Source organism: Amycolatopsis speibonae, assembly GCF_042647925.1.
Taxonomy (GTDB): domain Bacteria; phylum Actinomycetota; class Actinomycetes; order Mycobacteriales; family Pseudonocardiaceae; genus Amycolatopsis; species Amycolatopsis speibonae.
In genome coordinates this window covers 14,678-39,197 of record NZ_JBHRWK010000033.1, presented here as the reverse complement: position 1 = coordinate 39,197, position 24,520 = coordinate 14,678, and the positions used below count along the sequence as shown (strand labels likewise).

General features: G+C 68.8%; 22 protein-coding genes. 13 read left to right on the top strand and 9 right to left on the bottom strand.

Features of this window, described 5'->3' with window-relative positions; genetic code table 11:
* Window positions 1–455: 455 nt before the first annotated feature.
* Entirely contained in the window at window positions 456–1,259 is an 804-nt protein-coding gene (locus ACFOSH_RS22575; RefSeq protein ID WP_378241020.1) for an alpha/beta fold hydrolase, read from the top strand.
* Window positions 1,259–2,017 (top strand): SDR family oxidoreductase, encoded by a 759-nt coding sequence (locus tag ACFOSH_RS22570; protein WP_378241019.1) that lies wholly within the window; start codon window positions 1,259–1,261, stop codon window positions 2,015–2,017. Before ACFOSH_RS22575 ends, ACFOSH_RS22570 begins: the two co-directional genes overlap by 1 nt.
* On the opposite strand, the gene ACFOSH_RS22565 is transcribed toward ACFOSH_RS22570, so the two are convergent.
* Window positions 1,956–3,563: an IS1634 family transposase gene (locus ACFOSH_RS22565; protein ID WP_378241018.1), complete on the bottom strand. Its 1,608-nt coding sequence runs from the start codon at window positions 3,561–3,563 to the stop codon at window positions 1,956–1,958. The genes ACFOSH_RS22570 and ACFOSH_RS22565 overlap by 62 nt on opposite strands.
* Before the next feature lie 143 nt (window positions 3,564–3,706).
* Here ACFOSH_RS22565 and ACFOSH_RS22560 point away from each other — a divergent pair, with 143 nt between their 5' ends.
* The 5 genes from ACFOSH_RS22560 to ACFOSH_RS22540 all read left to right on the top strand — a co-directional run bounded on the left by ACFOSH_RS22560 (window position 3,707) and on the right by ACFOSH_RS22540 (window position 10,529).
* Window positions 3,707–6,304, top strand: coding sequence for a bifunctional FO biosynthesis protein CofGH (locus tag ACFOSH_RS22560; protein ID WP_378241017.1), 2,598 nt, complete (start codon window positions 3,707–3,709; stop codon window positions 6,302–6,304).
* Between the two features lie 149 nt (window positions 6,305–6,453).
* Window positions 6,454–7,305: a HalD/BesD family halogenase gene (locus tag ACFOSH_RS22555; protein WP_378241016.1), complete on the top strand. Its 852-nt coding sequence runs from the start codon at window positions 6,454–6,456 to the stop codon at window positions 7,303–7,305.
* Between the two features lie 16 nt (window positions 7,306–7,321).
* Complete coding sequence (locus ACFOSH_RS22550; RefSeq protein ID WP_378241015.1) at window positions 7,322–8,170, top strand: class I SAM-dependent methyltransferase; 849 nt, start codon at window positions 7,322–7,324, stop codon at window positions 8,168–8,170.
* Complete coding sequence (locus ACFOSH_RS22545; RefSeq protein ID WP_378241014.1) at window positions 8,167–9,945, top strand: choline/carnitine O-acyltransferase; 1,779 nt, start codon at window positions 8,167–8,169, stop codon at window positions 9,943–9,945. The genes ACFOSH_RS22550 and ACFOSH_RS22545 overlap by 4 nt, the downstream gene beginning before the upstream one ends.
* A 35-nt stretch (window positions 9,946–9,980) precedes the next feature.
* Complete coding sequence (locus ACFOSH_RS22540; protein WP_378241013.1) at window positions 9,981–10,529, top strand: DUF4232 domain-containing protein; 549 nt, start codon at window positions 9,981–9,983, stop codon at window positions 10,527–10,529.
* Window positions 10,530–10,544: 15 nt separating this feature from the next.
* Here ACFOSH_RS22540 and ACFOSH_RS22535 read toward each other — a convergent pair whose 3' ends face one another.
* Together ACFOSH_RS22535 and ACFOSH_RS22530 are read right to left on the bottom strand one after the other, a co-directional pair.
* Window positions 10,545–10,688, bottom strand: a complete 144-nt coding sequence (locus ACFOSH_RS22535) for a hypothetical protein (protein WP_378241012.1) — start codon at window positions 10,686–10,688, stop codon at window positions 10,545–10,547.
* Window positions 10,689–10,722: 34 nt separating this feature from the next.
* A complete protein-coding gene (locus ACFOSH_RS22530; protein ID WP_378241011.1) occupies window positions 10,723–10,998 on the bottom strand; it encodes a hypothetical protein in 276 nt (91 codons plus the stop codon).
* 149 nt (window positions 10,999–11,147) lie between these two features.
* Between ACFOSH_RS22530 and ACFOSH_RS22525 the strand changes: the two genes are divergently transcribed.
* Window positions 11,148–11,837 (top strand): response regulator, encoded by a 690-nt coding sequence (locus ACFOSH_RS22525; protein ID WP_378241010.1) that lies wholly within the window; start codon window positions 11,148–11,150, stop codon window positions 11,835–11,837.
* Window positions 11,834–13,303, top strand: a complete 1,470-nt coding sequence (locus ACFOSH_RS22520) for a sensor histidine kinase (RefSeq protein WP_378241009.1) — start codon at window positions 11,834–11,836, stop codon at window positions 13,301–13,303. Before ACFOSH_RS22525 ends, ACFOSH_RS22520 begins: the two co-directional genes overlap by 4 nt.
* Here the strand turns inward: ACFOSH_RS22520 and ACFOSH_RS22515 are convergent.
* From ACFOSH_RS22515 to ACFOSH_RS22505, 3 genes are all read right to left on the bottom strand, one after another.
* Window positions 13,269–14,342 (bottom strand): hypothetical protein, encoded by a 1,074-nt coding sequence (locus tag ACFOSH_RS22515; RefSeq protein ID WP_378241008.1) that lies wholly within the window; start codon window positions 14,340–14,342, stop codon window positions 13,269–13,271. The two genes, ACFOSH_RS22520 and ACFOSH_RS22515, sit on opposite strands and share 35 nt — an antisense overlap.
* Window positions 14,343–14,409: 67 nt before the next feature.
* Window positions 14,410–14,847, bottom strand: coding sequence for a hypothetical protein (locus ACFOSH_RS22510; RefSeq protein ID WP_378241007.1), 438 nt, complete (start codon window positions 14,845–14,847; stop codon window positions 14,410–14,412).
* 14 nt (window positions 14,848–14,861) lie between these two features.
* The gene (locus tag ACFOSH_RS22505) at window positions 14,862–16,199 is read right to left on the bottom strand and encodes an LVIVD repeat-containing protein (protein ID WP_378241006.1); all 1,338 of its coding nucleotides are present in this window, start codon (window positions 16,197–16,199) and stop codon (window positions 14,862–14,864) included.
* Between the two features lie 101 nt (window positions 16,200–16,300).
* Here ACFOSH_RS22505 and ACFOSH_RS22500 point away from each other — a divergent pair, with 101 nt between their 5' ends.
* Window positions 16,301–17,746: a peptide ABC transporter substrate-binding protein gene (locus tag ACFOSH_RS22500; RefSeq protein ID WP_378241005.1), complete on the top strand. Its 1,446-nt coding sequence runs from the start codon at window positions 16,301–16,303 to the stop codon at window positions 17,744–17,746.
* On the opposite strand, the gene ACFOSH_RS22495 is transcribed toward ACFOSH_RS22500, so the two are convergent.
* Window positions 17,726–18,625 (bottom strand): LysR family transcriptional regulator, encoded by a 900-nt coding sequence (locus ACFOSH_RS22495; RefSeq protein WP_378241004.1) that lies wholly within the window; start codon window positions 18,623–18,625, stop codon window positions 17,726–17,728. The two genes, ACFOSH_RS22500 and ACFOSH_RS22495, sit on opposite strands and share 21 nt — an antisense overlap.
* A gap of 71 nt (window positions 18,626–18,696) precedes the next feature.
* Between ACFOSH_RS22495 and ACFOSH_RS22490 the strand changes: the two genes are divergently transcribed.
* Entirely contained in the window at window positions 18,697–19,731 is a 1,035-nt protein-coding gene (locus ACFOSH_RS22490) for an SDR family oxidoreductase (RefSeq protein ID WP_378241003.1), read from the top strand.
* A 10-nt stretch (window positions 19,732–19,741) separates the two neighbouring features.
* On the opposite strand, the gene ACFOSH_RS22485 is transcribed toward ACFOSH_RS22490, so the two are convergent.
* Window positions 19,742–20,482 (bottom strand): SDR family oxidoreductase, encoded by a 741-nt coding sequence (locus ACFOSH_RS22485; protein ID WP_378241002.1) that lies wholly within the window; start codon window positions 20,480–20,482, stop codon window positions 19,742–19,744.
* Window positions 20,483–20,703: 221 nt separating this feature from the next.
* On the opposite strand from ACFOSH_RS22485, the gene ACFOSH_RS22480 reads away from it, so the two are divergent.
* Both ACFOSH_RS22480 and ACFOSH_RS22475 read left to right on the top strand, forming a co-directional pair.
* Entirely contained in the window at window positions 20,704–21,111 is a 408-nt protein-coding gene (locus ACFOSH_RS22480) for a DUF1508 domain-containing protein (RefSeq protein ID WP_378241001.1), read from the top strand.
* Between the two features lie 156 nt (window positions 21,112–21,267).
* A complete protein-coding gene (locus ACFOSH_RS22475) occupies window positions 21,268–22,356 on the top strand; it encodes a substrate-binding domain-containing protein (protein WP_378241000.1) in 1,089 nt (362 codons plus the stop codon).
* Between the two features lie 63 nt (window positions 22,357–22,419).
* On the opposite strand, the gene ACFOSH_RS22470 is transcribed toward ACFOSH_RS22475, so the two are convergent.
* Window positions 22,420–24,315 carry a S8 family peptidase gene (locus tag ACFOSH_RS22470; RefSeq protein WP_378240999.1) on the bottom strand — a complete coding sequence of 632 codons (1,896 nt, stop codon included), beginning with the start codon at window positions 24,313–24,315 and terminating at the stop codon, window positions 22,420–22,422.
* Window positions 24,316–24,520 lie beyond the last annotated feature (205 nt).

The window sequence follows — 24,520 nt, the reverse complement described above, 5'->3', positions numbered from 1 at the left end:
CACTCAAAGGAACCTCTCACGAGGTTACATATACATAAGCTCTACTGGCTTAGTTCACTAGCACACTGTTGAGTTCTCAAGCAACACACCCCAGATCGCACCACCGTCAAGCGGCCTTATCCGAAGCAGTTATTTCTAGCAGGTTTTGGTGAGACACCCACTCAATCACTCTCGGGATTTTACTCCGAGGTGAGAGCTTGGTTCGCGTCTCTGTTTTTCTCTCTGCCACCCGGTTTCCCTGGCGACTTGGAGAACTTTACATGGCCGGAAACCCCCGAAAACAGGGGGGTACCTTAACGACATTCCCGCAGGTCAGAGCCCGGAAACGGGCTCCGGCCCGACGATCACGCGGTGATCGATCCGGGAGACCCCAGGTGAACGACCTGGCAAGAACATTGCTCCGAGTACATTGCACCGTATTGAACTCCTTGATTGCTCCGATTAGCTTCAGGCCCATGAGCACTGCGGAACTCGACGGCATCTCCGTCGCTTACGACGACCTCGGCACCGGGTTGCCCGTCGTCCTCGTCCACGGCCACCCCTTCAACCGTTCGATGTGGCGCCCCCAGGCCGAGCGCTTCAGCCGGGAGGGCTATCGGGTCATCACCGCGGACCTTCGCGGGTACGGCGAGACCCCCAAACCGCCACACGAGGTGAAGACGGGACTCGATGTCTTCGCCAAGGACATCGCCCGCCTCGCGGATCGTCTCGGCCTCGGGCGCTTCGTGCTCGGTGGCCTCTCCATGGGCGGGCAGATCGTCATGGAGTTCCACCGGACCTACCCCGAGCGCGTCGCCGGCCTCCTGCTCGCCGACACCTCTCCCCAAGAAGAGACCGAGGACGGCAAGCGCGTCCGCAACGAGACGGCCGACCGGGTCCTCGCCGAGGGCATCGGCTGGTACGCCGACGAGGTGCTGACGAAGATGGTCGCGCCGGAGAACGTCCGCACGATGCCGGACGTGGCGGCGCACGTCTTACAGATGATGCGTACGACGCCCAAGGAAGGAGCGGCGGCGGCCCTTAGAGGACGGGCCGAGCGTCCGGACTACCGGGAGAGCCTCACCCGCGTGCGGGTGCCGAGCCTGGTCGTCGTCGGGACCGAGGACGAGTTCACGCCGGTCGCGGACGCCGAACTCATGCACGAGCTCATCCCCGGCTCCACCCTGGCGGTGATCGAGGGCGCCGCCCACATGCCTAACCTGGAGCGCGAGGCCGAGTTCAACGACGTGTTCGCACGGTTCTTGAAAGAGACAAACTGATGCCCCAGAAGACCGTTTTCGTGACCGGTGCCAGCGCCGGGTTCGGCGTCGAGATCGTCCGCCGGTTCGCCGCCGACGGTGCCAAGGTCGTCGCGGCAGCGCGCAGCAAGGACCGGCTCGACAAGCTGGCCGACGAGCTGGGTGAGAACGTCCTGCCGTTCGAGCTGGACGTGCGGGACGCCGAGGCGGTGGCCGCGCTCCCCGGCACGCTGCCCGCCGAGTTCGCCGAGGTCGACCTGCTGGTCAACAACGCGGGCCTCGCGAAGGGGCTCGAGCCCGCCCAGCGAGCGAAGCTCGACGACTGGGACCAGATGATCGACACGAACATCAAGGGGCTCGCGCACCTCACCCGCGCGCTGCTGCCCGGCATGGTGGAACGCGGCCGCGGGCACGTGATCAACATCGGCTCGGTCGCGGGCACCTACGCCTACCCCGGCGGCAACGCCTACGGCGCGACCAAGGCGTTCGTGCACCAGTTCAGCCTGAACCTGCGCGCGGACCTGCAGGGCACCGGCGTCCGGGTGACCAACGTCGAGCCGGGCCTGGTCGGCGGGACGGAGTTCTCGGTCGTCCGGTTCGAGGGTGATCAGAGCAAGGCCGACAACGTCTACAAGGGCACGACGCCGCTGACGGCCGCCGACGTGGCCGAGTCCGTCTTCTGGGCGGCTTCGCAGCCGGAGCACGTGAACATCAACGTCATCGAGCTGATGCCGGTGGTGCAGAGCTTCTCCGCGCTGCATATCCATCGAGAGAGCTGAGCCCGAAGAGGTCGAAGAGTGCCTGCTGTTCCGGGCTCCGCTCGGTCAGCAGGCGCCGCGTCCGCGGGCGGCCGCCGGTGGACGGGTAGCGCAACACCGTCTCCCCTATCCCCGCGAGGCTGTCCATCAGTTCACGGACCGACAGGTTCATCCCGGCGCGGTCGGCCTCGCGCCGCATGAGGTGCGTGACCGTCGACGCGAGCACCGTGACCAGCGTGTGCACCGCGATCCGGTGCGGGGTCCAGTCCCAGCGCGGGGCCGGGCCGGCGACGGCGGGGCCGGTCAGCCAGCGGAACGTCGAGTCGAGGTGCGTCCGCGCCCGATACGCCGTGACGACCTCGGACACGGGCCAGTCGTGGTCGGTGACCAGTACCTGTTTGCCGAAGAACTCGTCGTGCAGCCGCGACACGGCGGCGGCGTCGACCTTCCAGGTCAGGCGGATCTCCCCCGGCCTGGTGCCCGCGAGCGAAGGCGAGAGCACCCGTTCGACGCGGCGGCCGCGCGTGATCCGCGCGATCTCGGCGTTCACCTGGCCGCGGTCGCCTCGGTAGGTGCCCGAGGCCAGCGCGGCGTCGAGGCCGGCGAGTTCGCGGGTCGCGGTGCCCAGTTCCTCACCGAAAGCGCGGGCCTGCGCGTTGTGCAGGGTGTCCGAATGGGTCAGGATCACGCGCCGCCGCACGCCCGCGACCACGGCTCGGGTGTCGAAGGCGGTGAGCCCGGCGAAGCGCTCCGGGTCGACGGGCCTGCGCGCGGACGCCGGTTTCGCCAGCAGGTCCGGGTGTTCCGAAAGCGGCAACGCGCCGACGAAATGCCGTCCGAGGTCCAGTTGCGCGGCCTGGCCCGCGGCGAACACCAAGGTGACGTCGTTGGCGGGAGACAGCGAGCGGAGGTCGTCGGCGAGCGCGGCGAACGGCGGCGCCCCTTCCCTCGGATAGATGTGCGACGCCAGAGGGATCGCGCCGTCCTTGGTCACGACCAGGCCGAGCCCGGCGAGTTCGCAGCGGCAGGGATCGGCCGTGGTGAAGGTGGCGAACTGCGGGACGTCGACGGCGAGCGCGGCGTTCCCCGTCCCCAGCCAGGAGAGCACGGCGTCGGCGACGGTGGTCTCGATCCGTGCGATCCGATCCGGGGTGAGCCGTTGCAGCGCTCGCCAGTGATTCGCCAGGTCGGCTTTGAGGAACTCACGCGCGACGCCGTCGCGCCACCAGTCGGCCAACTGCGTTTCCGGCGCTGTCGCCCGGTGCAGGACGGCGAGTGCGAGATGCGTCCCCAGGGTGGTCGCGGCGCGCTGGGCTCCGACGGCGTCGTCGACCCGGCGCACGAAGTCGAGCCGTCGCAGAGTGGCCCAGACGGCCGCGACGTCACCGAAGGTCCTGTGCCGCGCTTCGCCGGGCGCGGAGACGTCGCCGTCCATCGCGCGCCCGATCTCCTCGGCGGTGCCGAGGTAGCGCTGCGACACCACCCTTGGCTCGCCGTCGACCCGGGCGGAGGTGACGAGGTAGTAGTACGTCCGCCCGCCGACCTTCTTGCCGATCACCGAAGCCACCCTTTAGGTAATACACTCCGGCCCCCTGATCGGCAACCAAGATCGCGCTCTGACCAGGGCAAACGGTGAGCTTACCCACGTGGGTGACACGGTGGCGGGATGCGCACTGGCAGCTGGAGCGAGTCCGGCCATAGCGTGCGGGAATGGCATCCCCTGCTGACGCGACCGCCCCCACCACCTCGGCGATGCGCCGTGCGCTCGCCAGGGCCCGCGACGGGAAGACCCTCGACCTCACCGAGGCCTCGATCCTGCTCCAGGCTCGCGGCGACGATCTCAAGACGCTGTCCGACCACGCCTCCCGCGTCCGCGACGCCGGACTCGTCGCGGCGGGCCGCCCGGGTGTGGTCACCTACAGCCGTTCGGTGTTCATCCCGCTGACCCGGCTGTGCCGGGACCGCTGTGGCTACTGCACTTTCGCGACCGTCCCCGGCCGCGTCGAATCGCCGTTCCTCTCCCCCGACGAGGTCCTCGACATCGCGCGCAAGGGCGCCGCGATGGGCGTCAAGGAAGCGCTGTTCACCCTCGGCGACCGTCCTGAGGACCGCTGGACGGCGGCGAAGGACTGGCTCGACGCGCACGGCTACGACGACACGCTGTCCTACGTCCGCGCGATGGCGATCCGGGTCCTCGAAGAGACCGGCGTGCTGCCGCATCTCAACCCGGGCGTGCTGACCTGGCAGGACTTCCAGCGGCTCAAGCCGGTTTCGGCGTCGATGGGCATGATGCTGGAGACGACGGCGAAGCGGCTCTACACCGAGAAGGGCGGCCCTCACTACGGCTCGCCTGATAAGGATCCCGACGTCCGCCTGCGGGTCCTCGAGGACGCCGGCCGCAGTTCGGTGCCGTTCACGACGGGCATCCTGATCGGCATCGGCGAGAACTTCGAGGAACGCGCCGACGCGCTGTTCGCCATCCGCAAGGTCGCGAAGACCTACGGCGGCATCCAGGAAGTCATCGTGCAGAACTTCCGCGCGAAGCCGGACACGAAGATGCGCGCGACCCCGGACGCCGACCTCGAAGAACTCGCCGCGACCATCGCCGTCGCGCGGCTGGTGCTCGGGCCGCGGATGCGCATCCAGGCACCGCCGAACCTGATCGGCCAGCAGTACGAACTGATGCTGAACGCCGGCATCGACGACTGGGGCGGCGTCTCCCCGCTGACCCCGGACCACGTGAACCCCGAACGCGCGTGGCCGCAGATCGACGAACTCAAGCGCCGTACCGAGGCGCTCGGCTTCACCGTGCGCGAGCGGCTGCCGATCTACCCGGAGTACGTCAAGACCGGCGAGCCGTGGCTGGACCCGCGGATGAACGCGCACCTCGCGCCGCTCACCGACGCCGAGACCGGGCTCGCGATCGAAGAGGCCATCCCGGTGGGCATCCCGTGGCAGGAGCCGGACGGCGGCTGGAAGGAGGCCGGGCGTACCGATCTGCACGTCGAGGTCGACACCGTCGGCCGGACCGAGGACCGCCGCAGTGACTTCGACTCGGTCTACGGCGACTGGGCAGAGATCAAGGGCAACATCAAGACCGCGCCGCAGCGGTTCGACACCGACATCCGGGATGCCTTGCGCAGCGCGGAAAAGAACCCCGCCGGGCTTTCGGACGACGAGGCTCTGGCGCTGCTGCACGCTGACGGGCCGGAGCTCGACGCGTTCACCAAGATCGCCGACGACCTGCGTCGCGAGGTGAACGGCGACGACGTCACCTTCGTCGTCACGCGGAACATCAACTTCACCAACGTCTGCTACACCGGCTGCCGCTTCTGCGCGTTCGCCCAGCGGCGCACCGACGCCGACGCGTACACGCTCTCGCTGGAGCAGGTCGGCGACCGGGTCGACGAGGCGTGGGCCGCGGGCGCGACCGAGATCTGCATGCAGGGCGGCATCCACCCGGATCTGCCGGGCACCGCGTACTTCGACCTCGCGGCCGAGGTCAAACGGCGTCAGCCGGACATCCACCTGCACTCGTACAGCCCGATGGAGGTCGTCAACGGCGCTTCGCGGACGAACCTCTCGATCGAAGACTGGCTGGCTCAGGCGAAGGCGTCCGGGGTCGACTCGCTGCCGGGGACGGCCGCGGAGATCCTCGACGACGACGTCCGCTGGGTGCTGACGAAGGGCAAGCTGCCGACGTCGGAGTGGATCAACGTCGTCACCACCGCGCACAAACTCGGCATCACGACGACCTCGACGATGATGTACGGCCACGTCGACACCCCGTCGCACTGGGTCGGGCACCTGAAACTGCTGGCGAAACTGCAGCGGGAAGGCCTGGAGCGCAACGGGCGGCGCGGGTTCAGCGAGTTCGTGCTGCTGCCGTTCATCCACCAGAGTTCGCCGATCTACCTCGCCGGGCTGGCCAGGGCGGGTACGACGCTGCGCGAGAACCGCGCGGTGCACGCGCTGTCCCGGCTGCTGCTGCACGGGATGATCGACAACATCCAGAGCTCGTGGGTGAAACTCGGTGAAGAAGGCAGCCGCGCGGTGCTCCAGGGCGGGGTCAACGACATCGGCGGCACGCTGATGGAGGAGACGATCAGCCGGATGGCGGGGGCTGCCAACGGGTCGTACAAGACGATCAGCGACATGCGCTCGATGGTCGAGCCGCTGGGCCGTCCGCTGCGGCAGCGGACCACCGAGTACGGCACGCCGACAGCGGAGCGGATCGCGGCGGCGCAGGCGTCCGACGGCGTCGCGACCGCTGTCCGGCGGCCGCTGTTGCCGCTTGTCACCAGCTGACGAAAAGTTCCTGACGGCCCCCTGACTCGCGTACGGCGCGGGACAGGGGGCCGTCACGTTCCGTGTGTCACCGCTCACAAGGCGCGGGGGCTCCGGGCGTCTTCTGTGCTAAACCCGAGAATCACTTCCGGGCAGCCGAGAGGACGTCGATGACCGCGAGCGCAGTCCAAGTTGCCGACACCGCCCGCTATCCGCTCTCCGAACCGGGAAGCCCGGCCTGGCGCGAGATCGTTTCCCGGACCCGCGCCGAACTGCGGGAAACGGGCTGCAGTGTGCTGGCCGACTTCATCCGTCCGGAGTTGCGAGACGTCCTTCGCCACGAAGGCGCGAAGATCGCTCCAGAGGCGTACGCGAAGGTCGAACGCGTCAACGCCTACAACATCGCCATCGACACTCCGCTCCCGGAGAACCACCCCGGCCGCACGATCATGGAACGCGGCAACTCCTTCGTGGCGCGCGACCGGATCCCGGCGACCGCGGTCATCCAGCAGCTGTACACCAGCCCCGAGTTCCAGCGGTTCGTCGCCGACTGCTTCGAACTCCCCGCGCTCCACGAACTCGCCGATCCGCTGTCCGGGCTGGTGCTCAACGTGATCGAACCGGGCCGCTCGCATCCGTGGCATTTCGACACCAACTCCTACACCGTCAGCATGCTCACGCAGGAGGCGGCTGACGGCGGTGTCTTCGAATATTGTCCGAACATCCGCTCCGAGGCGGCGGAGAACTTCGACGACGTCCGTGCCGTCCTGGCGGGCGAAGGTAATCACCTGATCCGACGCCTCACTCTGCGTCCTGGCGATCTTCAGCTGTTTCGCGGACGCTTCGCACTGCACCGCGTGAGTAGTGTTCAGGGGGCAGTCGCCCGCCATTCCGCGATCTTCGCGTACAGCGAGCGTCCTGGGGTCATCGGCAGTCCGGAACGGACGAGACAGCTGTTCGGCCGGGTCCTGCCGGAACACGTCGCTTCGGCGGCCGTCCGGGGCGATCAGCTGCTCGACTAAGTCAGGAGCCTGGCCCGTGCCTTTGGATTCGACCGGCAAGATCTCTTTCGACGACATCTACACCGAGCCCGATCCCCGTGCCTTCTTCGGCACTTTGCGCAGACTGGACTACGACATCCCCCAGCAGGCCAAGGCCTACTTCGCGAAACTGATCGACGAGTACCGCTCGGAGCGGGACGCCAAGATCCCGACGGTGCTCGACCTCGGTTGTTCCTACGGTGTCAACGCGGTGATGCACCGCTGTGACACCACAATGGAGCGGTTGTACGACCACTACGCGTCCGCCGGGTCGCTGAGCAGGGACGATCTGATCGCGCGTGATCGCCGGATGGTCGAGAGGCTCGCCATCGCCGACGAAGTCCGCTTCATCGGCCTCGACTCCTCCGCGCCTGCCTTGGACTACGCGCTCGCCGCCGGGTTCATCGACGAGGCGATCCACGCGGATCTGGAGAACGAAGACCCGACGGAGGCGCAGCGCGCACTGCTGGCCGACGTCGACATCGTCATCTCGACCGGCTGCGTCGGCTACGTCACCGAGAAGACCCTCGTCCGGATCGCGCGGGAAAACCGGCCGTGGATGGCGCATTTCGTACTGCGGATGTTCTCCTACGGCCCGGTCGCCGACAGCCTCGGCGAACTGGACTACGACACGGCCGGGATCGACGGCGTCTTCCGGCAGCGGATGTTCGCTTCGGAAGAGGAGCAGACCCAGATCCTGGACAATCTGTCCGTCGCGGGTGTCGACCCGCGTGGGCTGGAGGCCGACGGCCGGCTGTACGCGCGGTTGTTCGTCTCCCGCCCGAACGGCGCGGCGGGCGGGCTCGCCTCCGCGCTGAACGCCCTTCCCCTTCGAGATCAAGGATGATCGTGAGCAGTCCGGAACTGTCCACCCGCACGTTCGGCAACGAGGGCGTCCTGCCGCGGGTCCCCGTCCCCAGCCTGGAGGACACCTGCCGCCGGTTCCTCGAGTGGTGCTCGCCGCTGCTCACCCCCGGTGAGCTCGCGGAGACCGAAGGCGCCGTCGCCGAGTTCCTCGCGGAAGGAAGCCCGGCGCACGAACTGCAGGGCACGCTGGAGACCTACGAAGGCCGCGAAGGCGTCGACAGCTGGCTCGACACCTTCTGGCCGTATCGCTATCTCGGCCGCCGCGACCGGATCGCGCTCAACGCGAACTTCTTCTTCCTGTTCACCGAATCCCCGCTCGGGCAGCTGGAGCGCGCGGCCGAACTGGCCGCGTCGGCGGTGGACTACAAGCTGAAGCTCGACGAGGAACTGGTGCCGCCGATCGTGCTGCGCGGGCAGCCGCAGTCGATGGTGCAGCACAAGTACCTGTTCTCGGCGACGCGGATCCCCGGCGCCGCGCAGGACACCGCGCGCACGCCGTACCGCGAGGACTGGCCGGGTCCGTCGAGGGCGCGGCACGTCGTGGTCTTCCACCGCGACACCCCGTTCCGGATGGACGTGATCGCGCCGGACGGGCGGCCGTACTCCCCCGATCAGCTGGTCGCGGGGCTGCAGGCGATCGTGAAGTCGGGAAACTTCGTCGAGGATCCGGAGACCGCCGCCGGGCATTTCACCACCAAGGCCAGGGCGGAGTGGGCGGCGACGCGTGAGGCGTTGCTGGCCGCCGGGAACGCGTCCGCGCTCGACGACATCGAGACGGCGTTGTTCTGCCTGTGCCTGGAGGACTTCACCCCGGCGGACACGCAGGAAGCGTGCGACAAGCTGCTGCACGGCGACAGCGGCAACCGCTGGTTCGACAAGGCCGTCTCGCTGATCGTGTTCGAGGACGGCACGGCGGGGATCAACGTCGAGCACTGCGAACTGGACGGGACCACGATCCTCGGGTTCACCGACGCGCTGCTCAGCGGAACGCGGCTGGAGCGGGCGCCCGCCGACGGCGTCCCGGCGTCCGAGGTCATCGAGTTCGTCTTGGGTGACGCCCTTCGCGAAGACGCCCGTGCCGCGGCAGCGTCCTTCGCCGCCTACGCAGACGCGACCGCTACGAAGACGGTGTCCTTCACCGACTTCGGCGCGAAGCGGGCGAAGGAGCTGGGGATGTCCCCCGACGGCTTCGCGCAAATGGCGTACCAGCTCGCGCACAAGCGCGCGAAGGGCATCACCGGCGCGACGTACGAATCGATCGCGACGCGGCAGTACCTGAACGGGCGCACCGAAGCGATGCGAGTGGTGACACCCGAGGTGCTGTGGTTCGTGCAGGTGATGAACGATCCGGACGCCGACCGGCAGACGCGCCAGGCGGCTTTCCGCGCGGCGGCCGCGAAGCACGTCACGCGGGCGAAGGAGTGCCAGGCGGGCGACGCGCCGGAGCAGCACCTGTGGGAGCTGCAGCTGATCCAGAAGCGGCGCGGCGTCGAGGATTCCCCGGCGCTGTACTCGTCGCCGGGCTGGCTGAAGATGCGCAACGACTACCTGAGCACCAGCTCGGCGCCGTCGGTGAACATCCGGTACTTCGGCTTCGGGTCGACCAGCCCGCAGTGCATCGGGATCGCGTACGTGCTGCTGCCGGACTCGTTGAATCTGTACCTGTGCACGCCGAAGCACGTGGCGCACGAGATGGAGCTGTTCGCGGCGGAACTCGCGACGGCCGTGGTGGAACTGCAGGAGTTGCTGGCTTAGAAACCGCCGCCCGCGCGGGTCGATAGGATGCGCGGGTGCTGGGGAAAGCGATCTTGACAGCGACGGCGACGGCGTTGGTGGTGGCGGGGTGCAGCGCGCCTCCGCCACCACCGCCGCCGCCGGTCCCGACGGTCCACACTCCCGTGCCGGGCGAAGTCGAACCGGCGGGCTGCCTCGGCACCGGGGTCACGGTGAAATCCGGGCCGGTCGAGGTCGCGCTGGGTCATCGCGCGGTCGTGCTGACGTTGACCAACTGCGGGACGACCGCACGCACGCTCACCGGCTATCCCGAAGTCCGCTTGCTGGACAAGGAAAAGCAGCCGATGACCGTCGAGGTCGAGCACGGGACCTCGTACATGGCGATCGACCCCGGCGTCAGCCCGCAGACGGTCGAGCCCGGCGGGACGCTGCTGTCGGTCGTCTCGTGGTCGAACACCGTCACCGTGGGTTCCCCGGAAGCGGGCGCCTATGTGACCGTCGCGGCCGCACAGGGTGACCCGGAGCAGCGGATCACGGTCGACACCGACCTCGGGACCACGGGCAAGCTGACGCTGACGGCCTGGAACACCCAGCTCAAGCACTGAGGTCGGACACAGTCGTCAGAGCAGCATCCCCTCGAGGAAGTCCGGCGCCGACACGATCACGAGCCCGAGAAGTCCCAGCGGTACCGTGACGAAGGCGACGTGGGCGGCCTGCTTGGGCGAGCGGATTCCCCGCCAGGCCACGAACACGATCGCGATCACTGTCGCGACCGCCAGGATTCCGGTATCGGAGCGATCAGACCGCCGGACGAAGTCGGCGACCAGCAGGCCCACGACCGCCGCGGTCGCCACGGTGCCGCGCCGGTCGAGGCATCCCGGGGACGACCGCGACGATCAGCACGATCCAGATGGTGAAGCTGTGCGCCAGTGGCCGCAACAGGTCGCTGTAGTAGTAGGCGTAGGCACCGACAGCGCCGGAAACCGCGCCGGCCGCGATCACCGCTACGTCGGAGACTCCGAAGTAGTCGGACGCGCGTTTCCCCGCAGGATCGTTCCCCACCTCGACCGACACGATTCCCCCTCGTTCGTGGATACGACAGTGAAACAGAGAACCGCGGTTTGTGACGAGACCGCACGGCTTCGCGACAGTTCCGCCCCGAGTCCGGGCGAGTGCGACAGAGCGCCCTTACGATCGGTGAGCCTTTCGATCTTGGGGGAACCATGCCGCGCATCCTGCTCGTGGAAGACGACGCCGCCCTGGCCGAAGCGCTCACACTCGCGCTGAAGGTCCTCGGTCACGACGTCGTCGTCGCGCCGACCGGGGAGCGGGCGCTGGAGGCGCTGTTCACCGACCGGCTCGACCTCGACTTCATCCTGCTCGACGTCATGTTGCCCGGGATGGACGGTTTCGAGGTGTGCCGCCGGATCCGGGCCCGCAGCCGGTTGCCGCTGGTCCTGCTGACCGCCCGCGGCGATCCGATCGACATCGTCGCCGGGCTGGAATGCGGCGCCGACGACTACGTGGTCAAACCCGCCGAGCCGCAGGTGATCGACGCGCGGATCAAGGCGATCGGGCGGCGCGCCGTCACCGCTCCCGGGCCGTCGGCCGGCCTGTTGCGGGTGGGACGGCTGGAGATCGACGCGGGCGCGATGAGCGTGACCCGCGACGGCGTCGAGCTGGCGCTGACCGCGACCGAGATCCGGCTGCTCGTCGAGTTCGCCGAACATCCGAACCAGGTGCTGAGCAGGCAGGCACTGCTGAAACGGGTCTGGGACTACGGCTACGTCGGCGACTCGCGGATCGTCGACGCGGCGGTCGCGCGGCTGCGGGCGAAGATCGAGGACGATCCGGCGAATCCCTTGGTGCTGAAGACCGTGCGCGGACTCGGCTACCGGCTGGTGAGCGCATGAGGTTCGGACTCCGCGCCAGGGTGATCGCGGCGGTCGTGTTGGTGACCACGACGGCGACGGCCGTCATGGCCTTCAGCGCGGCCAGGGTCCAGGAGGACGACGCGCTCGACAGGTTCACCGCCGCGGCGAAAACCTCGTTCGGCGCGATGTTCGGGCAGGCATGGCCCCATCTCGAACAGTTCATGACGGGCAACCCTCAGGCCTTGGACCTGTTCTCCCAGGGAATGGACAAGGCGGCGGTCGACTGGATGCTCGTCACGAGGTATCCCCAAATGACCAACGACGACTTCACGATGCCCAAAGGACCTCCCGAAGTCGTCAAGTCTTCGTCACAGAGCCTCGATTGGGCGACTGGCGCCGAGAACGCCGACCCTCCCGACAGAAAAGCTGCGCTTGAAGGCGTGAAGGACGTGGTGCTCCTGCGGACCCTAGGCCCCGGAAACCTCCTGTCGACGGTCACGATCGATCCGGCGACCGGCCGCAAGCTCCTCGTGGTGAGCGCGAACTTCGTCGCGTATTGGGTGGTGCAGTTCTTCGACCTCACGATGTTCGAACAGGATCTGGCGGCCCAGCGGTGGAAGCTGGTGTGGATCGCCCTCGGCGTCACCGTCCTCGGCGTGGCGGCCGCTGTCTTCGCGGCGGGCAGGATCCAGCGGCCGGTGCGCCGGGTCGCCTCCGCCGCCCGCGATCTGGGCGACGGCGCTTTCGACGTACGTGTCCCGGTCAAGGGCCGGGACGAACTCGCCGAGCTGGCCAAGTCGTTCAACACGATGGCCGATCGCGTCGGCACCTCGATCGAGGAGCTGCGCGCCAAGGACAGGCAGCAGCAGCGGTTCGTCGCCGACGTCGCCCATGACCTGCGGACCCCGCTCGCGTCGATGGTCGCCACTGTCGACACCCTCGACAGCGCGACTCCGGAGACCCGGACCCGGGCGACCGAACTGCTCGGCACGCAGACGCGGCGGATGGCGCGGCTCGTCGAGGATCTGCTGGAGATCTCGCGGTTCGACGCGGGTTCCGCGGACTTCCGCCCCGAACCGGTCGACCTGCCCGCGCTCGTCGAGGACGCGATCGAGACCGGCGTGCCGGAGACACCCGTCGAGGTGACGAGCACCGGCGACACGACCGTCGTGGGCGACCCGCGCCGCCTGCACACCATCGTCGTCAATCTGCTGGTCAACGCCGAACGGCACGGCCGGACCCCGATCACCGTGACGCTGACGGGCAGCGCCGAAGCCGTGCAGATCCGCGTCGCCGACTCCGGGCCGGGGATCTCCGAAGACCTGCTTCCGATCCTGTTCGACCGGTTCGTGCGGGGAGATCACGCGCGCCAGGCGACCGAGGGCAGCGGGCTGGGGCTGTCGATCGCCCGGGAGAACGTGCTGATCCACGGCGGCTCGCTCGACGCCCACAACGACCGCGGCGCCGTCTTCACCGTGCGTCTTCCACGGGAGTCACCAATGTGAGCCCACGCGGCGCGTAGCCGTCGAAGTACGGCATCGGGACGTGCGTGAGGATCAGGAACAACGCGGCCAGCACGGCGAACTGGCGTGCTTTCAGCTCGCGGTGGCCGAGCCAGAGCCACAGCACCACGAAGAAGTTGGTCACCAGCAGGAATCCCCAGCGGGCGTCGTCCCAGCCGCCGAACGCGAGCAGCGCCGGTGCCGCGATCGCCGCGACGGGCACCGCGGCCGCGAGTGTCGGGCGGTGCAGGTACAGGAAGCCGACGACCACCACGATCACGATCGGCAGCAGGTACAGCAGCACAGTGGTGATCGAGTACAGCTGCCAGCTCTCGGCCTGCGTGCGTCCGAACAGGGCCAGCGCGTCGGCACGGTAAGGGAAGTCCGTTGTGGACAGTGCCCGCCGGAGCCGGTCGACGGCGCCGGCGCTGACCGGCGGCAACGCGAGGATCACCGAACCGAGCAACGCGGCCGGGGCGAGCAGTGCGCACGCGCGCCGGAACGGAACCTTCCGCAGCAAGGCGAAACCGAACACCGGCAGTACGGTGAGCAGCGCGATTTCGTGCACCGTCACCGAAAGCGCCATCACCGCGCTCGCGAGCACCGGCCTGTTCCGGTGCACCGCCCACAGCGCGCCGGACAGCAGCAGGTACAGCGCTTGGTCGAGGTAACCGACCTCGTGGAACAGGTAGCCGCCGGTCGGCAGCAGGAGCCAGGCGACGATCAGCCACCGCCGGCTTTCGTTGCGGCTGCTGAAGAAGGCGAGTGTCACGACGGCCAGCACCGCGCCGAGGACGGCGAAACTCGCGACAGCGAAGACCGCGTAGTCGTGCCCGAACGGCTTCAGGAACGTGCCGACGAGGAAACGGCGGTGGAAACCGTCGGTCAGGGACACGGCCTGCAGGGTCGCCGCCCAGTCCCCCGGCAACCGGAACCCGGTGTATCCGGCGACGAGGACGGCGATCGCGAACAGCGCCGTGACGCTTCGCCGCGGAGTCGTCTTGGCGACGGGAGCCGGGGCCCGTTCGAGCAAGGTGGTCATGACGCCAAGCTAGGAACGGATCATGCGGCTCTCGTGATCGTCTCTCGACAGTTCCGCCACGGTTCCGTTACATGGTTGTCGAAATGAGGAAGGCCTGTTCGGAGCCGTCGACCACGAAAGCGGTCCGCGTCTTGGTGGTCGTGGGCAGCTCGCAGGAGAGCCACGCGACGCCGGACGGCAGGAGCGCCTTCAGCTGTTTCGGCGCCTCCGGGACGCCGACATGGCACTTGAGCGCGCTGATCATCTTCGACACGGCTTCGAGACGCAGCTTCACCACCGCGGACAGCTGGAGGTCGGACGGCCCGGGCGCCTCGATCCGACTGTTGGAGGTGCCCAGCCGCTCCTCGACCCAGGACGCTTCGACGATCTCGCCGACGTCCGGGAAGTCCTCGGTGACCGGTGCGGGATCGGTGCGGACGGCCATTTCTTCCGGCGGTGCCGGGTCACAGGCCGCGATCAGCATGATCGCGGCCGTGATCCCCAGCGTCTTCCCCATGGTGCGCATGGGGACATCTTGGCTCAGGCGGTGAGCTTCAGGATGTCGATTCCGCGAGTGTTGTCGGCGACGTAGACGTAACCCTTGTGCCAGTAGGGCGCCCACGCGGCGGCGTCCGCCGGCCGGAAGTAGGCGATCTGCTTCGGATCGGTCGGGTCACTGACGTCGAGGAACCGGGTGCCCTGCGTGTAGAACGACTGCACGAGGACCTTGCCTCGGACGTCGAAGTAGTGCGCGGAGCAGTCGCCCGTCGTCGTGTCGCTGCCTTCCTGCCCGGCGACGCTCCACGTGCCGACGGACTTGAGGCGGAACGGCTTCTCCGGCGTCGAGCGCCAGCCTTCGCCGTTGTACGAGTTCTGCAGCGACGAGATCGTCAGCACGCCGTCACCGGCGCAGCCGTCGAGGAAGCTCTCTTCGGTGGCGTAGATGAGGTCGCGGCCGCGCCAGCGGTTCGAATCCGCGCCGTCGGCCGAACGGTGGCCCGACGGGTGGAAGCTGTTGTGCATGAACTTCGACGGCGCCGCCGTCTCCTCGATCCCGCCGCCCGCGTAGGGCACCGGGCTGAACGCCGTCGCGCGGCGGACCTTGCCCTGTACGGGATCGCGGTGATAGCCGCTGGTCCAGTAGCCGCGGACACCGCCGCGGCCGGACACCCACGCGACACCCTCGTCGTCGACCTGGACGTCGTGCACGTAGTCGGTCTTGCCGTCGTTGCGCGCGAGTTCGATCGGGTCCGGAGCGGTCTTGGGGTTGCGCGGATCGCGGATGTCGGTCACCCAGATCGGGCGGCCGCCCCAGTCCGCGGGCTGGTTCGCGGCCTTCGCCGGGCCACCGGTCCAGAGGTAGCGGCAGTCGTCGACACAGCTGGTCGTGTGACCGGCGGGCACCTTGGTGTAGCTCAGGATGGCCGGTTTGTCCGGGTTCTTCAGGTCGATGATGTAGATCCCGGACTCGCCGGTCTGCGTGGTGCCGCCGTAGGCCCGCGGGTCCCGCGCGAGGAAGACGAGCTTGCGCTTGACGTCGACCTCGGTGTCCTCGGTCTCCCACAGTCCGGGCAGGCTGACCTCGCCGATCAGCTTCGGCGCGGCGGGGTTCTTGGTGAGGTCGTAGACCTTCAGGCCGAACTCGCCGGAAACCGCCATGACATCGCGATTGCCGTACTGCAGGAACCCCATGGCGATGGCGCCCTGCGCGTCGGGCACGTTGCCGACGGCCTTGACGTTCTTCACCGCGCCGGGCTCGCCCGAGACACGGACCTTCTCACTCGCCGGTTTGTCCTCCTCGCCGCACGCGGCGGCGGGCAGGCCGGTGGCGATCAGGGTCGCGGTGATCGTGGTGAGCGCCAAGCACGAACGAAGCAACCAGTTTCCTCGCACAGAAACCTCCCAGGCTGGTTCCCCCACCCTATGATCAGCCACTTTGCTCGCACAACCGCCGATGGTCGGTGTGGGACTGCTATGACATGACCATGCGCTTGCGTCTTCTGGCCCCGCTCCTCGCCGCCGTCCTGGTCACGGCAGGCTGCACGGAATCCGGCGAATCGCCCGCACCGGACGTTCTTCGCGTGGGCATCTCCGCGCCGGCCTCGACCAACCCCGCGGACGTCAGCGATCAGGCAGGCAGGCTCGTCACGAGCGCGCTGTGGACTCCGCTGGCCGATCACGACCCCGCGACGGGAAAGACGACGCCCCGGGCCGCGGAATCGATCACCAGCGCCGACCGGATCACCTGGACGGTCAAACTGAAGGACGGCGGGAAGTTCCACGACGGCACCCCGGTCACCGCGCAGTCCTATGTGGACACGTGGACGGCGATCGGCAAGGAGGACTGGTCCGCCACCCGGGTGCTGAAGAGCCTGGTGCGGGCCAAGGAGATCACCGCGCCGGACCCGCTGACCGTGCGGCTCGTCCTCGACCGGCCGTCCGGGCAGATCCCGGCGCTGCTCTCCTCCCCCGCCCTGGTTCCGCTGCCCGCGTCCGCGCTGGCGTCCCGCGACTGGGTCCGGTTCTTCTCCCAGCCCGTCGGCAACGGACCGTTCCGCATGGAAGGCGGCTGGCAGACGACGGGTGCCAGGCTGGTCCGGGTCGCGGACGCCCCTGGAAAGGCGCGCGTGATCGAACTGAGCATCGGTGACGCGGCGCCGCTGTACGACGGTGTCAAATCCGGGAAGCTCGATCTGTCCACCGTGGTCCCCGGCGACCGGCACGAGGCCATGCACACCGATTTCGCGCAGCGGCATGTGATGTGGGCGCTGCCGAGCGTCTCTTACCTCGGTTTTCCTTTGACCGCGGCACATTTCTCCGACGCCACCGTCCGGCACGGGTTCGCGCTCGGCATCGATCGCGGGGCCATGGAGGCCGGCGTCCTCGGCAAGCAGGTGGACCCGGCGAAGTCGCTGCTGCCGCCCGCCGTCGCGCCCGGCGAGCGCAGCAGCACCTGCCGCCCCTGCACGTTCGACGCCGGAGCCGGGAAGTCCCTGCTGACCCAGGCGGAGTTCCCGGCCACCACTCCAGTCCACTTCGGACAGTCGCAGGCGAACTGGCTGCGTCCGCTGGCCGAACAGGCGAGCGCCGCCGTCGGCGTCCAGCTCGCCGCGGAGCCCGGCGAAGGACCTTTCCCGATCGACCTGAACCTGGTGACGGCGAGCCCGCAGGAAGTGCTGGCGAAGATCGTCGAGCTGACCGGGTATCAGAGCGACGGGTTCGCCGACCTGCTGAAATCTGCCGAGGAGACCGAAGCCTCCGACAGCGGCGAGGTCTACCGCCTGGTGGAGAACCAGCTGCTGCGGGACCTCCCGGTCGCGCCGTTGTGGTCCGGGCACGGGCACGCCGTCTGGGCCGAGCGGGTCGGTGACGTGACGGCGACGACGTTCGGGAGCGTGGACCTGTCAGCGGTTTCCGTGCGCTGACCCGAGCGTGCATTCCCCCGCCACGACATCGATGAAAGCCGAGGTCAACGGGTCCGGCGTGCTCCGGCAGTAGGCGGCGAGCGTGCGCCGGATCGCGGGCTCGGGTCGCAGGACGCGGCCGTGAAAGCCTTCGGGCAGCACGTTGGCCGGGACCAGCGCGGGACCGAGCCCCGCCGCCGCGAGCACCGGGGCCGCCGCGGTCTGCTCGGTCCGGACCGCGGCCCTCGGCTGGAATCCGGCCGCGGCGCAGGCCTGGTCGACGAGGTCGGCCAGGCCGTTGCCCGGCGCGTAGTGCACCCACGCGCAGTCGGCGAGGGTCGCGAGGTCGACGACGCCGGTGCCGTCGTCCTCGCGCGGCCCGTCGATCGGCAGGACGACGACGAACTCCTCGGTGCCGAGCTCGCGCACCGGCCCGTCCCAGCCCGGCGGTACCGGGCCGACCGCGACGTCCGCCTCCCCCGCCGCCATGGCCTCTCGGAGCTCGTCCGCGTGCCGGAACTCGACCAGGCGGACGTCGACGTCCGGCCGCTCCCGGCGCCACACCCTCAGCGCCGCGGGCAGGACACCGATGCCGACCGAATAGACCGTGGCGATCTGCAGTTCCCCGGCTTCCAGCCCGGACGCCTGCCGGGCCGCGCACCGCGCGCGTTCGGCGTCGGCGAGGGTGGCGCGGGCGTGCGGCAGCATGGCGCGGCCCATCGGCGTGAGCCGGACACTGCGCGGCAAGCGCTCCAGCAGCGGGCCGCCGACCCCCTTCTCCAGCGCGCGCATCTGATGCGACAGCGCGGGCTGCGTCACGTGCAGCATCTCCGCGGCCCTGGTGAAGGAGCCGGTGTCGACGACGGTCACCAGGTATTCGAGCTGCCGCAAGCTGGTCATGAAGAGAGTTTATCGGAGCGGTGATATCTATGCCTTGGACTTATCACTTGGAGGGGTCCAAGCTCGGTGACATGAACGAAGAACGCAAGGTCGCCCTGGTCGCCGGAGCCAACGGGGTCATCGGCAAGAACCTGATCGAGCACCTGGAAACCCAGCCCGACTGGCGGGTCGTCGGCCTGTCGCGGCGCGGCGGCCCCGGTCAGATCGCCGTCGACCTCCTCGACGCGGACGACACCCGCGCGAAGCTCGGCGGCCTGGACGACGTCACGCACGTGTTCTACGCGGCTTATGTCGACAAGCCAACCTGGGCCGAGCTGGTCCCGCCGAACCTGGCGATGCTGACCAACCTGGTCGACGCGATCGAGCCCGCCGCGCCCGGCCTGCGCCACGTCAGCCTCATGCAGGGCTACAAGGTCTACGGCGCCCACCTCGGCCCGTTCAAGACCCCGGCACGTGAGGACGACGCCGGGCACATGCCGCCCGAGTTCAATGTGGACCAGCAAGCCTTCCTGGAGCGGCGGCAGGCCGGGAAGACCTGGACCTGGTCGGCGATCCGGCCGTCGGTGGTCGGCGGGACCGCGCTGGGCAACCCGATGAACCTCGCGCTGGCCATCGCCGTCTACGCCTCGATCTCGAAGGAACTCGGCCTGCCGCTGCGCTTCCCCGGCAAGCCCGGCGCGTACGACAGCCTCATGGAGATGACCGACGCCGGACTGCTGGCGAAGGCGACGACCTGGGCGACCGGCTCGGAGAACGAGGCGTACAACATCGCGAACGGCGACCTGTTCCGCTGGAACGAACTCTGGCCGAAGATCGCCGCCTACTTCGATCTGGAGGTGGCGCCGCCGCTGCCGATGTCGCTGGACGTCGTCATGGCGGACAAGGAAGAGCTGTGGGATTCCATCGCCGCGAAGTACGGCCTTGAGGTGCCCTACAGCGCCGTCTCGTCGTCGTGGGGCTTCGCCGACTTCGTGTTCAGCTGGGACTACGACATGTTCGCGGACGGCTCGAAGGCCCGGCGGGCCGGATTCCACGAGTACGCCGAGACGTCGGCGATGTTCTTCCGGCTGTTCGACGAGTTCCGGAAGGCGAAGGTGATCCCGTGATCTCGCCGCCCTAGCCCCGCCCGACGTACGGCATCGTGGTCGCCGTGATGGTCAGGAACTGGACGTTCGCGTCGAGCGGCAGCCCGGCCATGTACAGCACCGCGTCCGCGACGTGCCGGGCGTCGAAGGTCGGCTCGGCCTTGACGCCGCCGTCGGCCTGCGGGATCCCGTCGGCCATCCGCAGCGTCATCTCGGTGGCGGCGTTGCCGATGTCGATCTGTCCACAAGCGACGTTCCAGGCCCGGCCGTCGAGGGAGATCGACTTCGTCAGCCCGGTGACCGCGTGTTTCGTCGCGGTGTAGGCGACGGACGCGGGGCGCGGGGCGTGCGCGGAGATCGAGCCGTTGTTCACGATCCGGCCGCCGCGCGGGTCCTGCGCCTTCATCAGCCGCACGGCCTGCCGCGCGCACAGGAACATCCCGGTCAGGTTGGTGTCGACGGCGCGTTTCCAGTCCGCGAAGGACAGTTCGTCGACGGTCCCGCCCACCGACACGCCCGCGTTGTTCACCAGGAGGTCCAGCCGCCCCCACTCCGCGCCCACCGTCTCGAACAGCGCCTCGACGGAATCGGGATCGGCGACGTCGGTGGGCACGGGAAGCGCTTTCGGGTCCCCGTCGGCGGTCTCGGCCAGCGCGTCCGCGCGGCGGCCGGCGAGCGCGACCCGGTAGCCCGCGCCGAGTAACGCGCGGGAGATCTCCCTGCCGAGCCCGGAGCCCGCCCCGGTGACGACCGCGGTCTTGCCGTTGCCCATCGATCCTCCTCGCAGACCGTGCCGGACCGATCCGGCTCGGTGATTGTTTTCCGATTACCCGCGTCCGTTCAGGCTAGCGCGCCCCCTTCGGCGGAAAACGTTCACCCGGCGGCCGTCGCGCCTTCACGAAAACCGGTAACCCCTTCACCACATCGAGGCGATTCACCGGATGTGCCCAGGGGGAATTCACACCGTTCACTTCGTCGCCGGAGCGCGGAACGGTGAAGAAGAATCCACGCTTCCAGCTGGTCCAGACCGGTGACCAGACCATCCGATGGCGGTTGCTCGGCGGCAACAACGTGTCGCTGGGTTCGGCCCCCGCCGACTATCCGCGGGCCGAGGAATGCCTTGTCGCGATCGCTTGGCTCAGCACGAACATCGCCGAGCTGACCAGCGATTTCAGTCATCTCAGCGGCGGCCGATGGCGCTGGCGCCTGCATACGGGCGACCGGCTGGTCGCCATCGCGACTCACGCCTACGGACGGCGTATCGAGGCGCAGCGCGGACTGGACCGGTTCCGCTCCGCCACCACCGAAGCGGCCATCGGCGAAGGGATCGAGACCATCGCGGATTGGCGCCGGAAATACCGTCGCGATTCCGGCGGACATTCACCGAATCGTTCTCCGTGACGGCCGATCACGGAAAGTGCGTTCCCCGGAGATTAACCACCATGACGTCGGGCGGGAACGCGAAGCACCGCCGCCGGACAGTGTTGCGGAGCGAGGATTGCGGCAAGTCACGGAATCCCGTGACGACTTGGGGACTAGAGAAAGAGTGCAAACAAGATGCGTGCTCGTACCACTCGGTTTCTCGGCGCCACCGCGATCGCCGCGTGTGCCTGCCTCACCCTGACCGGCACCGCTTCGGCTGTCGCCCCGGCCAACGGCCTCGAAGAGGTCATCGCCGCGGCGGGCTCCGACACCACCGCCGACATCACCGGCGCGATCCTGGCCGCCGCGAACACCGGCGCCTGGAACACCGACCCCGACAACTACGTCAACGTGCCGCCGCTGCTGTCCGGCACCCAGACGTTCACCGTCCCGGCCGACCCGTTCGCCGACGCGGTCGTCTACAGCACCGGCAACCCGGCCCCGAACGGTTCGTCGCAGGGCAAGGCCGCGCTGAAGGCCTCGGCCGAAGCGGGCGACGGCAAGATCGACATCGCGCGGTCGTCCTCGACGCGCGGCTCGTCCGACCCCGCCACCTTCGAGTTCTTCGCCTTCGCCACCGACGGTGTCACCTGGGCCTCCTCGGCCACCGGTTCGGGCGCGGGCCTGTCCCTGACGCTGGCGCAGCTGCGCGGCATCTACGACGGTTCCATCACCAACTGGAACCAGGTCGGCGGCGCCAACTCCCCCATCGCGGTGTACCTGCCGCAGACCGGTTCCGGCACGCTGAGCTTCTTCACCGGCACCGTCCTCGGCTTCGACCCGACCACCAAGCCGGTCACCATCAAGCGGTTCCAGGAGCACGACGGCAACTCGATCCCGGCCGCCGACCGCGCCAAGGCCATCGCGCCGTTCTCCATCGCGCAGTGGATCGCGCAGGGCAACGCGGTGACCGCCGACAAGCGCGCGGGCTTCACCGTCAACCCGCTGACCGGCGCCGGCTTCAACGGCTCCCCGGTCTCCGGTTCCGCCGGCAGCTACACCCCGGCGTTCACCACGGCGTTCCTGGGCTCGCGCAGCGTCTACAACGTCGTCGACTCCCGCACCCCCAGCTACGACCAGGCCAAGCGCGCCGTCGGCTTCGACGACGGTGACTCGGCCTCGACCGCCAGCCCGCTGTGCGGCGGCCAGCTCGCCGCCAAGATCCGGCAGTACGGCTTCCTGACCGTGTCGGGCCCGAACGGCCTGTCCTGCGTCAAGTCCTGAAGCCCTGAAGTGACAGAAAACGGCCCGGTGCGCGTGCACCGGGCCGTTTTCCTTGGTGGAGAACTACTTCTTCGGGGCGACGCCCAGCGCGGCGAGCGCCGGGTCGGTCATGATCACGCCGGCCCCGGTGACCGGGTCGTAGCCCGGGGCGCCGAGGTCGATCGCGGTCGACACCAGCGCGGTGCGGATCTCGGCCTGGGTCGCGGTCGGCTTGCCCTGCAGCAGCAGCGCGGCGATCGCGGCGGCACTCGGCGCGGCGGCGGAGGTCCCGAAGAACGGCTGGAAGCCGGTCACCGACGTCGCGACGCCGTCGGCCGCGGTGATGTCCGGCTTGTTCCGCGTGGCACCACCGGTCGAGGACACGTTGCCGGGGGTGATCACCGAACCGTCCGGGTTGTAGAACTGGTGACGGCGACCGTCCGAAGTGAACCGCTCCCACTTGCTGGTGGCGGAGAACAGGCCGGGGAACGGACCGGCCGGGTTCGCCGGGTCACCGGTCTCGAGCGCGCGGCCGAAGGCACCGGCGGCCGGGGCCGCCGCGACACTGAAGGCGTTGACGGCGGCCGAGTGGCCGGAGGTGACACCGTTGGTGCTGAAGGCTTTCAGCGAGCCGGAGGAGACGAAGCGGCCGCGGATCACGTTGAGCGCGATGAACCGGTCGGAGCCGCTGTACTTGACCGCGGCGACCTTGAAGCCCGAGCCGCTGGCCGGGACCTGGGCGATCTCGTACGGGTTCTGGGTGCCGTTCTGCGCGTTCTCGCTGGAGGCGACGACCGAACCGGACGAGTTCAGGACGAACAGGTCGTAGTCGCTGGTGGCCTTGCCCCACGGGTCGGACCAGAACAGGGTGACGTAACGGCCGACCGAGTTCGCCGAAAGCGCGTTGTACAGCTGGGTCGTGCCGCTCGGGTCGAAGTCGTGCGGCGTACCGGTGATCCCGGAGATCTTGCTGGTGGAGCCGCGGAAGTCGCCTTCGTAATAGCCGCTGGTGCCGTCGGTCAGGTTGCCCGAGTTCCCCGCGGAGGAGAAGTAGAGCGTGCCCGCCGCGGTCACGTCGTTGACGGCCTGCGCGACCGGGCCGTCCTGGAACGGCGACTCGTCGAAGTAGGACACGTCGTCGACGATGATCGTGCACTTGCCGGTGGTGCGCAGCGCGCGGATGTTGTCGGCGAAGCTCTGCTCGCTGGTGAAGGCGGTCGCGAAACCGAGCGTGGCGCCGGGCGCCATGTCGTGGATGATCTCCAGCATCGCGGTGCCCTCGTCACCGCTGCCCGCCTGACCGGGGAGGACGTCGACGGCGGGGAGCTCGCCGGAGGTCTGGGACGCCTGGAGCGACTTGACGCCGTCCGAGAGCACGCAGACCTTCTGCCCGGCGCCGGTGACGCCGTACTTGGTGCGGGCGGTGTCGTTGCCGTGGGCCTTGTCGCCCTCGGCGACCTGCAGCGCGGCGGCGGTCTGCTTGACAGCGGCCTGACGCCGGTCCTGCGGCGCCGACTCGTTCCAGGTCATCGCCTGGGAAGCGGCCTTGACCTCGGCGACGTCACCGCGGCCGGCGATCGCGTCGACGGCGTCGAGCGGCAGGTCGGCGCGGATCGCGCCGGCGGGAGAGGCGTAACGGACGCTGCCGCCCGCCGCCTTGACGGCGTCCACCAGCGACTGTCCGGCGCCCTTGATGTCGACCGCGACGGTGCCGGCGTCGCTGACGCCCACCCCGGTCCGGTATTCGGGCAGCTTGCCCGCGAGGCCCTTGTCGGCGCGCAGGCGCTTTTCGACGACGAGCTGGCTCGACTGCTTGCGCTCAGCCGGGGTGAGGCTCTTCTTGATGCTCTGCAGGGCGGTGATCCCGGCCTGCGTGCGTGCCTCCTCCGACGGCTGGGCACCGGAAACCGCGGTCGACAGCAGCAAAGCACCGACCGCGACCGGAACCGAGCATGTGACCACCCGGCTGAATCTGCTCATCGAACTCTCCCTGTTTTGCAGCAACACAGCGCACTCCGGCTAAAGCGCGCTGACGGCGTGACGCCCCGTCACAAGAATCCCTTCGGCTGCCCGAATGAATTACCCCTGACTGGGTGTAATGGGGAGAATCTAAAGAGCTATCGGTGACGAGTCCACCCACCAAAGTCTGGAACGGCGAAGATCCACAACGTGAGACGGATTTCAG